General features: G+C 73.8%; 11 protein-coding genes. 7 read left to right on the plus strand and 4 right to left on the minus strand.

Translation table 11 applies throughout. From position 1 onward, the window contains the following. The 7 genes from ACIQWA_RS13290 (at position 1) to ACIQWA_RS13320 (ending at position 9,316) form a co-directional block, all read left to right on the plus strand. Positions 1–2,040: a FixH family protein gene (locus ACIQWA_RS13290; protein ID WP_402481728.1), complete on the plus strand. Its 2,040-nt coding sequence runs from the start codon at positions 1–3 to the stop codon at positions 2,038–2,040. Further along, positions 2,037–3,317 carry an iron uptake transporter deferrochelatase/peroxidase subunit gene (gene efeB / locus ACIQWA_RS13295; RefSeq protein ID WP_402481731.1) on the plus strand — a complete coding sequence of 427 codons (1,281 nt, stop codon included), beginning with the start codon at positions 2,037–2,039 and terminating at the stop codon, positions 3,315–3,317. The genes ACIQWA_RS13290 and efeB overlap by 4 nt, the downstream gene beginning before the upstream one ends. A 137-nt stretch (positions 3,318–3,454) precedes the next feature. Beyond that, positions 3,455–4,390 (plus strand): prephenate dehydratase, encoded by a 936-nt coding sequence (gene pheA, locus ACIQWA_RS13300; RefSeq protein WP_360239564.1) that lies wholly within the window; start codon positions 3,455–3,457, stop codon positions 4,388–4,390. A 575-nt stretch (positions 4,391–4,965) separates the two neighbouring features. Next, positions 4,966–6,240, plus strand: a complete 1,275-nt coding sequence (gene serS, locus ACIQWA_RS13305; RefSeq protein WP_360239561.1) for a serine--tRNA ligase — start codon at positions 4,966–4,968, stop codon at positions 6,238–6,240. Continuing rightward, positions 6,237–7,070: an HAD family hydrolase gene (locus ACIQWA_RS13310; RefSeq protein WP_402481736.1), complete on the plus strand. Its 834-nt coding sequence runs from the start codon at positions 6,237–6,239 to the stop codon at positions 7,068–7,070. Before serS ends, ACIQWA_RS13310 begins: the two co-directional genes overlap by 4 nt. 109 nt (positions 7,071–7,179) lie before the next feature. Beyond that, positions 7,180–7,911, plus strand: coding sequence for a FadR/GntR family transcriptional regulator (locus ACIQWA_RS13315; protein WP_402481738.1), 732 nt, complete (start codon positions 7,180–7,182; stop codon positions 7,909–7,911). A gap of 136 nt (positions 7,912–8,047) precedes the next feature. Then, complete coding sequence (locus tag ACIQWA_RS13320; protein ID WP_402481741.1) at positions 8,048–9,316, plus strand: CynX/NimT family MFS transporter; 1,269 nt, start codon at positions 8,048–8,050, stop codon at positions 9,314–9,316. A 67-nt stretch (positions 9,317–9,383) separates the two neighbouring features. Here the strand turns inward: ACIQWA_RS13320 and ACIQWA_RS13325 are convergent, their stop codons facing one another. Genes ACIQWA_RS13325 through ACIQWA_RS13340 form a run of 4 tightly spaced genes read right to left on the minus strand, consistent with a single transcriptional unit; the run spans position 9,384 to position 12,979 of the window. Next, a complete protein-coding gene (locus ACIQWA_RS13325) occupies positions 9,384–10,100 on the minus strand; it encodes an ABC transporter permease subunit (protein WP_360239550.1) in 717 nt (238 codons plus the stop codon). A gap of 52 nt (positions 10,101–10,152) precedes the next feature. Then, complete coding sequence (locus tag ACIQWA_RS13330) at positions 10,153–11,070, minus strand: ABC transporter ATP-binding protein (protein WP_360239547.1); 918 nt, start codon at positions 11,068–11,070, stop codon at positions 10,153–10,155. A 9-nt stretch (positions 11,071–11,079) separates the two neighbouring features. Next, entirely contained in the window at positions 11,080–11,979 is a 900-nt protein-coding gene (locus ACIQWA_RS13335; RefSeq protein WP_402481744.1) for an ABC transporter permease, read from the minus strand. Next, positions 11,963–12,979 carry an ABC transporter ATP-binding protein gene (locus ACIQWA_RS13340; protein WP_402481747.1) on the minus strand — a complete coding sequence of 339 codons (1,017 nt, stop codon included), beginning with the start codon at positions 12,977–12,979 and terminating at the stop codon, positions 11,963–11,965. Before ACIQWA_RS13340 ends, ACIQWA_RS13335 begins: the two co-directional genes overlap by 17 nt. Positions 12,980–13,022: the final 43 nt, after the last annotated feature.

Here is a 13,022-nt window from a genome sequence, read left to right on the forward strand (position 1 = left end):
ATGGAGAAGGCCGCCCACCCCCGCAGCGCGTCACGGCCGCCGGCCGCACGCCGCCGGAGCGTCGCGCCGCGCGTCGCCGCGGCGCTGGGCACGCTCGGCGCGCTGCTCGCGCTGATGCTCGCCGGTGCCGCCCCGGCGTCCGCGCACGCCACCCTGGACTCCACCGACCCGGCGCAGAACTCGGTGGTCGCCACCGCCCCGCCGGCGGTGACCCTGACGTTCAGCGAGACGGTGTCGCTGTCGAGCGACTCCGTCCGGGTGCTCGACCCGGCCGGCAAGGCGGTGGACACCGGCAACCCGGGGCACGCCGACGGCAAGGGCAACACCGCCCGGGTCGGCCTGAACAGCGGGCTCGCCAACGGCACGTACACCGTCGCCTGGCGGGCCGTCTCGGAGGACTCCCACCCGGTCGGCGGGGCGTTCACCTTCTCCATCGGCGCACCCTCGGACACCTCGGTGTCCGCCACCGCACTGCAGGGCGCCAAGGCCGACGACCTGGTCGCCGCCCTGTACGGAACGGGCCGCACCGTCGCGTACGCCGCCTTCGCGCTGCTCGCCGGGGTCGCCGCCTTCGTGCTGGTCTGCTGGCCGGCCGGCGCCGCCCGGCGCCCGGTGCAGCGGCTGCTGATGACCGGCTGGACGGCGCTGCTGGCCTCCACCGTCGCGGTGCTGATGCTGCGCGGCCCGTACGAGCGCGGCTCCGGCATCGGCCAGGCCCTCGACCTCTCGCTGGTGCGCGCCACCCTGGACGAGCGGATCGGCACCGCGCTGGCGGCCCGGCTGCTGCTGCTCGCGGCGGCCGGGATCTTCCTGTCGCTGCTGGTCGGGCAGTTGGGGCAGCCACCCAAACCGGCCGCGCCCGCGGGCGCGGAACCGCACGACGACGACACCGAGGCCGCCGAACTGCGCGAGCTGGAGCAGCGGGCCGCCGAACGGCCGCAGCGCGAGGCCCGGATCGGCCTGGGCGTGGCCGGGCTGGTGCTCGCGGTGGCGCTCTCCGCGACCTGGGTCGGCGCCGACCACGCCTCGGTGGGCATCCAGGTCTGGCTGGCCCTGCCGTTCGGCATCCTGCACCTGATCGCGATGGCGCTCTGGCTGGGCGGGCTGGCCTCGCTGCTGGTCGCGCTGCGCGAGGGCGTCGGCGCCGAGGTGGTGGACCGCTTCTCCCGGATCGCCTTCGGCTCGGTGGCCGTGCTGGCCGTCACCGGGGTCTACCAGTCCTGGCGGGGCCTGGGCAGTTGGAGCGCGCTGACCGGCACCGAGTACGGGAAGCTGCTGCTGGTGAAGAGCGGCTGCGTGGTCGTGATGCTGGGCGTCGCCTGGATCTCCCGCAGCTGGCTGGCCCGGCTGCGCTCGGCCCCGGCCGAGGCGGCGGAGGTCGAACGGGCCGAGGTGCCCGAGCCGGTCGGCGCCGTCGCGCACAGCGAGGACCCGGTCCGGCGGGCCCAGTTGGAGCGGCAGCGGGCCGCCGCGCGCACCGCCGGCCGCGAGCGCGGGCTGACCCCGACCCGGGCCGGGCTGCGCCGCTCGGTGCTGGTGGAGGCGCTGGTCGCGGTGGCGGTGCTGGTGGTCACCACGATGCTCACCAACTCCCCGCCCGGGCGGGTCGCGGGCGAGGTCAGGGCGGCCGGGAGCGGCGCGACCGCCCCGGGCGCCGGGAACTCCGCCCCGGCGGCCCCGCAGACCGAACCCGGCCGCACGGTGGAGCTCAAGCTGCCGTACGACACCAAGGGCCGGACGCCGAACGCCAAGGGCACCGCGACCGTCACCCTCAACCCGGCCCGGACCGGACCGAACGAGGTCCGGCTCGCGCTGGACGGCGCGGACGGCAAGCCGGTGGACGTCCCCGAGGTGCAGCTGGCCTTCACCCTGCCGGACCGCGACCTCGGCCCGCTGCCGGTCGCGCTCACCGCGGCGGGCACCGGCCGCTGGAGCGGCACCACCCAGCTCCCGCTGGCCGGCACCTGGGTGGTCTCGGTGCAGATCCGCTCCTCGGACATCGACCAGACCACCCCGACCCAGCAGTTCAAGATCGGATGAGCGCGGTGGAGCACGACCAGACGACGAGCCCGGCGGGCTTCACCCGCCGGGCCCTGCTCGGCACGGCCGGCGCCGGACTGCTGGTCGGCGCCGGGGCGGGCGTGGCCGGGGCGGTCGCCTACGAGGACCGGCCGGGCGCCGACCCGAAGGCGTCCGGCGGCGGGGCCGGCGCGCTCGGCGCGGGCCGGGTGCCGTTCCGCGCCGAGCACCAGGCCGGCATCCTCGAACCCGCCCAGGCCCGCGTCCAGTTGGCCGCCTTCGACCTGGTCGACGGGGCCGGCCGGGACGGGCTGCGCGCCCTGTTGCGGCGCTGGACCGGGGCGGTCGAGCGGCTGACCGCCGGGGAGCCGGCCGCCGAGTTCGACAACCAGGTCGCCCTGGACGCCGGGCCCTGCTCGCTCACTGTCACGCTCGGCTTCGGCGCCACGCTGTTCGACAGGACCGGGCTGGCCGACCGCCGCCCGGCCGCCCTCGAACCGCTGCCCGCCTTCCCCGGCGACGCGCTGGACCCGGCGCGCGGCGACGGCGACCTGTTCGTCCAGATCGGCGCCGACGACGCGCTGGTGACGGTGCACGCCCTGCGGACCCTGCAGAAGCTGGCGGCCGGCACGGCGGCCCTGCGCTGGCAGTCGGCCGGCTTCTCCCGGACCCCCGGCGCGGCCGCCCGCCCGGTGACCGGGCGCAACCTGATGGGCCAGATCGACGGCACCAACAACCCCAGGCCCGGCGAGGACGGCTTCGCCGCCAAGGTGTTCTGCACCCCCGGCGGGGACCAGCCGGCCTGGCTGGCCGGGGGCTCGTACCTGGTGTTCCGGCGGATCCGGATGCTGCTGGACCACTGGGAGGAGCTGCCGGTGGACCGCCAGGAACGGGTGATCGGCCGGCGCAAGTCGGACGGTTCGCCGCTGAGCGCGCCGGCCGGCTCGGGCGAGGGCACCCCGGTGGACCTCGCCGCCCAGGGCCCGGACGGCGGGCTCGCCATCCCCGCCGACGCCCACGTACGGGTCGCCGCCCCGGCGGGCAACGGCGGGGCGACGATGCTGCGGCGCGGCTTCTCGTACCACGACGGGTCGCTGCCGGACGGATCGCCGGACGCCGGGCTGCTCTTCCTCGCCTTCCAGGCCGACCCGCGCAAGGGCTTCACCCCGGTGCAGCGCAAGCTCTCCCGGGGCGACGGGCTGTCCCGCTTCCTCCGGCACGAGGCCGGCGGGCTGTACGCCGTCCTTCCGGGGGTGCCGGCCGGGGGCTACCTCGGGCAGCAGCTGCTGGACGGGTAGCGCCCGCGCGGAAGGAGCGGTCCCGGCCACTGGAACGCGGTCCTGCCGGGGCCGCGGAATCGTTATGGTGACTGCTTCGGCACCACCGCTCGGGCAGCACCCGGCTCGGGCACCACCCCCCTGGCAACGGAGGCGTCATGTCGGCCACCCGCTACACCTACCTCGGCCCGGCCGGCACCTTCACCGAGGCGGCGCTGCACACCCTGCCCGAGGCGGCGACCCGGGAGCTGGTGCCGCTGTCCTCGGTGGCGCTGGCGCTGGAGGCGGTGCGCGCCGGGGAGGCCGCCGGGGCGTTCGTGCCGATCGAGAACTCGGTGGAGGGCGCGGTCACCGCGACCAACGACGAACTGGCCGCCGGCGCACCGCTGATGATCTACCGCGAGGTGCTGCTGCCGATCACCTTCGCGCTGCTGGTGCGGCCGGGCACCGAGCTGTCCGAGGTCAAGACGGTGACCAGCCACCCGGTGGCCCAGCCGCAGGTGCGCAAGTGGCTGGCGGCCAACCTGCCGGACGCGGTCTGGGAGTCGGCCGCCTCCAACGCGGACGGCGCCCGGCTGGTCGCCGAGGGCCGGTACGACGGGGCGTTCGCGGGCGAGTTCGCGGCGCCGATCTACGGGCTGGACCCGCTGGTCAAGGAGATCGCGGACGCGCAGAGCGCGACCACCCGGTTCGTGCTGGTCGGCCGACCGGGGCGGGTCTCCTCGCCGACCGGGGCGGACAAGACCTCGATGGTGGTCTGGCTGCCGGACGACCACCCGGGCGCGCTGCTGGAGCTGCTGCAGGAGTTCGCGGTGCGCGGGGTGAACCTGATGCGGATCGAGTCCCGGCCGACCGGTGAGGGGCTGGGCAACTACTGCTTCCTGATCGACTGCGAGGGGCACCTGTCGGAGCGGCGGGTGGCCGAGGCGATGATGGGGCTCAGGCGGATCAGTCCGCAGGTCCGCTTCCTCGGCTCCTATCCGCGCGCGGACCGGCAGGTGTCCACGCACCGGCGGCCGGGGACTTCGGACGAGGATTTCGCCGCGGCGGCGGACTGGCTCTCCCGGGCGCTCGACGGGCGCGGGGACATCTGATCCCCGAGCCTGATCCCCGACTCTGATCCCCGAGGTGGCCCGGCCCCGGACAGCTGAGCGTCATCGCGTGTCTTTCTGACCTTTTCCGACCGTTATCGACCGACCCGACCGAACGCGGCGGGTGACCGCACCGTCATCCACAGGAACCCCGGACTCCGGGGGCCGCTGTCCACAGGCCTCCCCGCTGTCCACAGCCGAAAGTTATCCACAGGCCTGGGGATGAGTCGACAAACCGGTATAGCCATTGCCCAGAACTGGTCGGACCATCGGTTTGCGTCATAGAGATGACTAATCGGACCAGAGTCACCCGCTTGCCTGCAAATCACCCGTGCGAGTGCTTCAATTCCCTCACTCGAGAAGGTTCATTGGGGTTTGAGACCTCAATTCCCTGGTTTTGATCAACGGATCTCCCTCCGCGCCCCTCATCCACAGGCCCGGGGCGGGCCCTGTGGATAACCCGCCCGCAGGCTGGGGGCGGAGAGTTCCCCACAGGAGTTATCCACAGGAGCCGCCGGGTTATCCCCAGGGGAAAACCGGTACCGGTGGAGGAACGGCCGCCCGGTACGCTTGGGCCTGTGATTGACCTTCGCCTGCTTCGTGAGGACCCTGACCGAGTGCGCGCCTCGCAGCGCGTCCGTGGCGAGGACGTCGACATCGTCGACGCCCTCCTCTCCGCCGACGAGCGGCGCCGGTCCTCGGGCAGCCGCTTCGACGAACTGCGCAACGAGCAGCGGGTGCTCGGCAAGCAGGTCGCCCAGGCCAAGGGCGACGAGAAGACCGCCCTGCTGCAGCGCACCAAGGAGCTGGCCGCCGAGGTCAAGGCCGCGGACGCCGAGCAGAGCGCGGCCAAGGAGGAGGCGGACCGCCTGCTCCGCTCCCTGTCGAACCTCATCGACCCGGCCGCCCCGGTCGGCGGCGAGGAGGACTTCGTCACCCTGGAGGAGATCGGCACCCCGCGCGACTTCGCCGCCGAGGGCTTCGAGCCCCGCGACCACGTCGAGCTGGGCCAGCTGCTGGGCGCGATCGACACCGAGCGCGGCGCCAAGGTCGCCGGTGCCCGCTCCTACTACCTGACCGGTCCCGGCGCGCTGCTGGAGCTCGCCCTGGTCAACATGGCGATCGCCCAGGCCACCGCGGCCGGCTTCATCCCGATGATCACCCCGGCCCTGGTCCGCCCGGCCGCCATGGACGGCACCGGCTTCCTCGGCCAGGCCGCCGAGAACGTGTACCACCTCCCCGAGGAGGACAAGTACCTGGTCGGCACCAGCGAGGTCCCGCTGGCGGCGTACCACATGGACGAGATCATCGAGGCCGACAAGCTGCCGCTGCGCTACGCCGGCTACTCGTCCTGCTTCCGCCGCGAGGCCGGCACCTACGGCAAGGACACCCGCGGCATCATCCGGGTCCACCAGTTCGAGAAGGTGGAGATGTTCGTCTTCACCACGCCCGAGGACGCGGAGAACGAGCACCGCCGCCTGCTCCAGTGGGAGAAGGACTTCCTCAACGCGCTGGAGCTGCCCTACCGGGTGATCGACGTCGCCTCCGGCGACCTCGGCTCCTCGGCCGCGCGCAAGTTCGACATCGAGGCCTGGATCCCGACCCAGGGCAAGTACCGCGAGGTCACCTCGACCTCCAACACCACCGAGTACCAGGCCCGCCGGCTGTCGATCCGGATGCGCGAGGAGGGCAGGACCCGCCCGCTCGCCACCCTGAACGGCACCCTGGTCGCCGTGCCGCGCACCATCGTGGCGATCCTGGAGAACCACCAGCAGGCCGACGGCTCGGTCGTCGTGCCCGAGGCGCTGCGTCCGTACCTCGGCGGGCGGACCGTCCTCGAGCCGGTCAAGTGACCTCCTCGACCCACCCGATCGGTGGCGACCTGCCCTACCGGCTGGTCGCCACCGACCTCGACGGAACCCTGCTCACCAGCGCGGAAACCGTCTCCGAGCGCACCCGCGCCGCGCTGGCCGCGGCCACCGGCGCGGGCGCGCTGCACATCGTGGTGACCGGCCGCTCGGCCGTGTGGGCCCGCCCGGTCTTCGACGAGATCGGCTACACCGGGATAGCGGTCTGCGGCCAGGGCGCCCAGGTCTACGACGCCGGCGCCCACAAGCTGCTCACCTCGCTCACCCTGGACCGCCGGCTCGCCGCCGTCGCGATCGAGAAGATCGAGGCCGAGACCGGCCCGCTGGCCGTGGCCGCCAACCAGGACGGCCTGGACGGCCAGGTGCTGGCCGGCCCCGGCTACGAGCTGCTGATCGGCTCCGACCTCCCGGTCGTCCGGGCCGAGCGCGGCGAACTCCTCGCCGCCCCGCTCAGCAAGCTCTACATCCAGCACCCCGGGCTGACCGACGACGGCCTCGCCGAGGCCGCCCGGCGCGCCGCCGGCGACCTGGTCGGCGTGGTGATGGCCGGCCCGGGCGTGGTCGAACTGCTGCCGCTGGGCCTGTCCAAGGCCACCGGCCTGGCCGTCGCCGCCCGCCGCCTGGGCGTGCGCGCCAGCGACACCATCGCCTTCGGCGACATGCCCAACGACGTGCCGATGTTCGGCTGGGCGGCGCACGGCGTGGCCATGGCCAACGCCCACGAGGAACTGCTCGCCGTCGCCGACGAGGTCACCGCGGGCAACGACGAGGACGGCGTCGCGGTCGTCCTGGAGCGCCTCTACCCGGCGCGCTGAGCGCCCCGGGACTCGTTCACGGACGGTTCACACCCAGTTGTAGGATGACCGGGCAAGCGGTTGTAGGATGACCTACGACCGATGAGCGGTGTGCGAAGGGAGGCCCGGCATGAGCGGCGACGGAAACGGCCTGCAGGCGGCCGGACGGCGTTCCCTGGTGGACACCGCGATCGACCGGCTGCGCGAGCAACTGGCCGGCGGGGCCTGGCCGGTGGGATCGCAGATCCCCACCGAGCACGAGCTGGCCGAGCAGCTGGGGGTCGGCCGCAACACCGTGCGGGAGGCCCTCCGGGTGCTGGTGCACGCCGGGATGCTGGTCTCCCGGCAGGGCGAGGGCACCTTCGTACGGTCCACCAGCGACCCGGCGGCGGTGCTCCGCGGCGTCCAGCGCTCGGGCATCCGGGACGTCCTGGAGGTCCGCGCCGCACTGGAGACCGAGGCCGCCCGGCTGGCCGCGCTGCGGCACACCCCCGAGGACGTCCGGCGGATGCGGGCCGCGCTGGCCCGGGAGGCCGAGGTCTTCGCCCGGCACCCCGAGCGGGCCGGCCGCGAGGCCACCGTCGAGCACGACCTGGAGTTCCACACCGCCGTCGTCGAGGCCGCGCACAACCCGGCGCTGGCCGAGGTCTACCGCTACTTCGGCGCCTCCGTGCGCGAGTCGATGACGGCCGCCTTCGGCGACCACGAGATGCCCGAGGCGGTCGTGGCCACCCACGAGGCGCTGGTGGACGCCGTCGAGAGCGGCGACCCGGACCGCGCCGAGACGGCCTGTCGGGCGCTGCTCGCCGAGCCCACCGCGGCCGTCGAGCAGCTCCTCGCGGCCATCGCGGCCCGGAAGTAGGACGGCGCAGGCCCCGCTTCCGCACGCAGCCCCGCTGCTTGCCCACCCCCCGTCCTGTCCCGTCCTGCCCGCGGCCGGTGGAGGCCTCCTCCCGCCGTGCCCGCGCCACCCCGAGCCCGGAGAGAACAGCACACCCATGGCCGTCACCCGTGCCCCGCAGCCGGTTGTCACCACCGCCGCCCCGCTCACCGTCCGCAGCCGGCTGGCCCACCCCGCACTGCTGCTGACCGGCATCCTGCTGGTCGCGCTGAACATGCGCGCCTGCCTGGCCGCGATCTCCCCGATGGTCGGCGAGATCCAGCGCACCTTCGGGCTGTCCGCCACCGCGGGCGGGCTGATCACCACCGTCCCGGTGCTGTTCCAGGGCGTCGGCGCCCCGCTCACCCCCCGGCTGACCAGGCGGTTCGGCGCCGAGCGGGTGGTGCTCGGCGCGGTGCTGGTGCTGGGCGCGGGCGTGCTGCTGCGGGTGCTGCCCTCGGTGTACGCGCTGTACGCGGGCTGCGTGGTGATCGGCGTCGCCATCGCGGTGCTGAACGTGTCGATGCCCGGCCTGGTCAAGCGGGAGTTCCCGGACCGCGCGGCCACCATGACCGGCGTCTACTCCACCACCATGCTGGTCGGCGCCACCCTCGCGGCCGGCTCCTCCGTCCCGCTGGAGCACGCGCTCGGCGGCGGCTGGCGGGCCTCGCTCGGCGCCTGGTCGCTGCTGGCGCTGATCGCCGCGGTGGCCTGGCTGCCGCAGGTGCTGCGCTCCCGGCAGGAGCAGGCCGCGGTGGCCGCCGTGCCCGCCCGGGACGCCCGGCCCACCCGGCCCGCCCCGGCCGACAGGCCGATCGAGGGCATCTGGAAGTCCCCGCTGGCCTGGCAGATCAGCCTCTTCATGGGCATCTCCTCGTTGCTGGTCTACACCCTGGTCGCCTGGATGCCGACCATCCTGTTCGACCACGGCATGGACCGCGGCCAGGCCAGCCTGGTCTTCGCCTTCTCCAACCTGGTGCAGGTGGCCGGCGCCTTCCTGGTGCCGCTGATGGCCGGCCGGATGACGAGCCAGCGCGCCCTCGCCGTCACCATGGCCGCCCTGAACGGGCTCGGCATCGCCCTGCTGCTGGTCGCCCCGGTCTCCGGCGCCTGGGTGTCGGCGACCATCCTCGGCCTGGCCCAGGGCGGCTCGCTCGGCCTCGGCCTGGCCTTCATCGTGCTGCGCACCGGCACCGCGGCCGGCGCCGCCCAGCTGGGCGGCATGTCCCAGGCGATCGGCTACCTGGTCGCGGCGGCCGGCCCGGTCGGCGCCGGGGCACTGCACCAGCTCACCGGCGGCTGGGAGGCCACCCTGGTGCTGATGCTGGTGCTGGTCCTGGTGGTCGGCGCGGCCGGCTTCGGCGCCGGACGGAACCGGACGCTGTAGGACGCCCGCGGAACGCCGACAGGGCCCGGACTCCGTGGAGTCCGGGCCCTGTCGCGCGGGGCGCGGTCTACTCCTCGGCGGCCAGGGTCAGCCCGGCCAGCTTCACCGAGGCCAGCACGGTCGCCCCGACGGCGACCACCAGCAGCAGCGGGACGGCCGCCCCGAGCGACACGTCGGCGCCGATCGCGTTGTCCCCGGCGACCGCCTCGGCGACCGCCCGGCCCCACTGCTGGACGCTCAGCGTGCGGGCGCCCTCGACGAAGTTGCCGATCAGCGACTCCCAGATCAGCGCGTAGGCCAGCCCGGCCACCACCGCGTGCCGGGTGACCACACCGAGCAGCAGGAACAGCGCGCTGTACACGGCCCCGGCGACCAGCACCGCGACGGTGTAGCCGAGCGCCACGCCGTCCTTCGTCCCGTACAGCAGCAGCCCGGCGAGCAGCGTCGGGACGGCCGAGAACACCCAGGTGGTGCCGATCGCGACGGCCAGCTTGGTGGTGATGATCTGCCGGCGCGGCAGCGGCTTGGCCAGCAGGTAGACGATCGAGCCGTCGTCGATCTCGGTGGCGATCACCCCGGTGCCGATCACCAGGCCGAGGATCGGCAGCAGGGTGCCGAGGTCCAGCTGGCCGAGGATCTTGACGGTCAGGCTGTGCGCGTCGCCGCTCGACCCGGCGGCGATCGCCGCGACGATCAGCAGCAGCGCCGGGGCCACCAGCAGCAGCGCGCCGCGGCGGCGGCCGAGCAGGCCGCGCAGGGTCAGCCTGGCGACGGTCGGGTTCATGGTCGGTCGACCCCTTCCTGGGTCCGGTGGGTGGCGCGGGTGGGGCCGGGGGTCATGCCGAGACCAGGTAGGAGAAGACGCTCTCCAGCGACTCGTCCGCCGGCGACACGGTGTACAGCCGGATGCCGGCCTCCCGGGCGACCCTGGGCAGCAGGGTGGTGAAGCCCTGGAAGTTCACCGCCTCGATCCGCAGCGCCCGTTCCCGCTCGTCCACCTCGATGCCGGTGGTCGAGCCGTCGGCGATCAGTGCGGCGGCGAGCCGGCGGTCGTCGCTGGAGCGGACCAGGTAGCGGTGCGGCCGGTCGGTCATCAGCCGCCGGATCCGCCGGAAGTCGCCCGAGGCGGCGTGCCGTCCGGCCACCACCACCTCGATGTGCCGGGCCAGTTGCTCGACCTCCTCCAGGATGTGGGAGGAGAACAGCACCGTACGGCCGTCCGCGCCGAAGCGGCGCAGCAGCTCCATCAGCTGGAGCCGCTGGCGCGGGTCCATGCCGTTGAAGGGCTCGTCCAGCAGCAGCACGGCCGGGTCGTGGACCAGCGCCGAGGCCATCTTGACCCGCTGCTTCATGCCCTTGGAGTACGTCCCGGTGCGGCGGTCCTTGGCGGGCGCCATCTCGACCAGGTCGAGGGCGCGCCGGGCGGCGGCGCCGGGCTGGGGCAGGCCGTGCAGTTCGGCGTTGGCGAGGACGAACTCCCAGCCGGTCAGGTAGTCGTACATCGACTCCCGCTCGGGCACCAGGCCGATCTGCCGGTAGACCTGCTGGTTGCGCCAGATCTGCGCGCCGTCCAGGGTGACCGCGCCGCTGGAGGGGGCGAGGAAGCCGCTCATCATGTGGATGAGGGTGGACTTGCCCGCGCCGTTCGGCCCGAGCAGGCCGGTCACGCCGGGGCCGATCGACATCGAGATGTCGTTGACCGCGACCACGTTCCCGAACCAGCGGGAGACCTTGTCGATGGTGATGGTGGCCATGCCGCCCTCTCAGACCTTCTCGTAGCGGCGCAGCAGGAGGCGGTAGGAGCCGGCCACCATCGCGACGGCGACGAGTGCGAACACCAGGGTGCCGAGCGCCCCCGGGGCGTGCCGGCGGTCGATCCCGGACCCGAGGTCGAACACCTCGTTGACCAGCGCCTCCACCAGGCCGTTCGGCGAGATCAGCGAGGTCCACTGGGCCGCGTCGGAGCCGCCCGGGCCGGGGTTGCTGATGCCGACCACGACCGCGGCGAGGGTCGAACTCACCACCAGGTAGCCCATGATGGCGGCCACCCCGAAGCCCCGGCGCGGGGTGCTCGCGGCGATCACCAGGGCCACCGAGGTCGGCACCAGGGCGTAGAGCACGGCCGCCACCAGGCCGTAGAGGAACTGGCCGGTGTTGTGCCCGAAGTCCATCCCGGCGAGCAGCGCGCCCGCGTACAGCACCAGCAACGGGGCTGCCATCAGCAGGAACTGGGCGCAGGCCATGGCGCCGAACTTGGCCCGGACGTAGTCGGCGCGGGTGATCGGTCGGGAGAAGTACAGCGGGACGGTGTGGTGGCGGAGGTCCCGGGAGAGCAGCACCGGCGTCTGGGCGGCGAGGAAGATCGACACCACCAGGCCGAGGCTGGAGAGGTAGCCGGCGTACTCGACCGGGAGTTCGTCCCGCTTGAGGTAGACCGCGCCCGCGACGAAGATCATCGCCGGGACGGTGACCACGCCCAGCAGCAGCATCGGCAGCACCTTGGACTTGCCGGAACGGCCCAGGCCGTAGGCGGCGCGCAGGCTCTGGGCGAAGAGCGAGCGGGTGGCGTAGGCGCGGCCGAGGCGCGGACCGGTGTAGCCGCGGTAGCCGATGTCGTGGATGACACCGGTGTCGGCGGGCCTGGTGTCAGGAGGCTGCGGCATCGTCCGTCCCTCCCCTGGTGCTCCGGTCGGCGCCGCCGTGGTACGCGTCGTACTCCGGGGCGTCGGCTTCGTCGTGGTCGGTGAAGAGTTCCGCGACCCGGTGCCGGCGCTGCTCCAAGCGGACCAGGCCGAGGCCGAGTTCGGCGACCGTGTCGCGGATGGTGTCGTAGGTGGACTCGCCGTCCAGCCGGACCAGCAGCAGGTGCGAGCCCTCCGCCCGGACGTCCAGCCCGCCGGCGGCGAGCCGCTCCCGGACGGTGGCGCCGGGCTCGGCGGCGGCCTCCTGCGGGAAGTCGGTGACCTCCACCGCGAGGACGGCGGTCGCCTCGGTGAAGGAGGCCGTGGAGGAGGAGCGCAGCAGCTTGCCGCCGTCGATCACCACCAGGTGGTCGCAGGTCCGCTCCAGCTCGCCGAGCAGGTGGGTGGTGACCAGCACCGAGATGCCGAAGTCGGTGTGCACCCGGCGGATCAGGGCGAGCATCTCGTCCCGGCCGGCCGGGTCCAGACCGTTCGTCGGCTCGTCCAGCAGCACCAGCTTCGGGTCGTGCACCAGCGCCTGGGCCAGCTTCACCCGCTGCTTCATGCCGGTCGAGTAGCCGCCCATCGGGCGGTACCGCTCCTCGTACAGGCCCACGTGCCGCAGCGTGTCCGCGGTGCGCTCCCGCGCGGCGGTCGCGGGCAGCCCCGCCATCCGCGCCATGTGCACCACGAACTCCGTCGCCGAGACGTCCGGTGGCAGGCAGTCGTGCTCGGGCATGTAGCCGACCTGCTCGCGGATCTCCGAGCCCCGGGTGGCGATGTCCAGGCCGAGCACCTCGCCGCGGCCGGACGTCGCCGGGGCGAGCCCGAGCAGGATCTTGATCAGGGTGGACTTGCCCGCCCCGTTGGCCCCGACCAGCCCGACGACCCCGGGCCGTACCTCGACGGTCAGCTGGTCGAGCGCGGTGACCCGGGGGAACCTCTTGGTGAGGCCCTCGGTCTTGATGACAGCAGTGGACACGCCCTCAACGTAACGTTCCCGCGCCGCAGGGGGCATGAGCTGG

This window comes from Kitasatospora sp. NPDC098652 (genome assembly GCF_044760155.1).
Lineage (GTDB): Bacteria > Actinomycetota > Actinomycetes > Streptomycetales > Streptomycetaceae > Kitasatospora.